The following is a 613-nucleotide window of genomic DNA, read 5'->3' as shown; positions in this document are numbered from 1 at the left end:
CTAGCGGTAAATGAGCAAATCAAAAGCAACGATAACAGTGAGAATGTTGTACAGAAAACTAAGGCCAAAAAGCCTTCGGTGAGCAGAGTATTGTCTTGACTCACCGGGAGCGTCCATATATGGCATTGTTAACGTTAGATTTACGCTACGAAGCAACTTGCCGGAGTTAATAACACAAGAGCTGTGGGGAGTATTATTGGCCTATAATTTAATTCGATACAAAATGATATTAATGGCCAAATCCCTTAAAAGCGTCTTTCCAAATCAACTCAGTTTTAGAGATGCTTCTTCTCATATCATCAACAAACTGACTAATATGCCGTTATACGCACCAGGAAATGTGCCGAAACTGATTTTGGATATAGAAAGGAATGCGAGGCAATTTAAGTTGGAGGGTAAGCGAGAAAGAAGTTACCCGCGCTGCTTAAAAGTCAGTAAAAATGGTTATCCGGTCGCAAAAAGAAAAAATGCCGCTCACCTTAAGTGCAGGGGCTGATTACACTTTTTGACCAGCGCCAAAAATAATCTCTTCCCTGAAATCATCACTCCAACAAGCCCTATTGAATTTCTGATTCTGGCTTGTTTTAGCGGGATGTAGCTTCACTAGATTTAA

At 40.3% G+C, this 613-nt stretch carries 2 pseudogenes; one reads left to right on the top strand and one right to left on the bottom strand.

Features of this window, described 5'->3' with window-relative positions:
- Positions 1 to 124: 124 nt before the first annotated feature.
- Positions 125 to 496: pseudogene (locus tag AC19MV_RS23045) on the top strand (IS4 family transposase); the annotation flags it as partial.
- Here AC19MV_RS23045 and AC19MV_RS23040 read toward each other — a convergent pair.
- A pseudogene (locus AC19MV_RS23040) lies at positions 497 to 613 on the bottom strand (ISAs1-like element ISSpu13 family transposase); the annotation flags it as partial. It lies immediately after the preceding pseudogene.

It is taken from the genome of Shewanella sp. MF05913 (genome assembly GCF_059758095.1).
The sequence above is the reverse complement of the archived record's forward strand: the minus strand, read 5'-3'. Positions and strand labels throughout refer to the sequence as shown.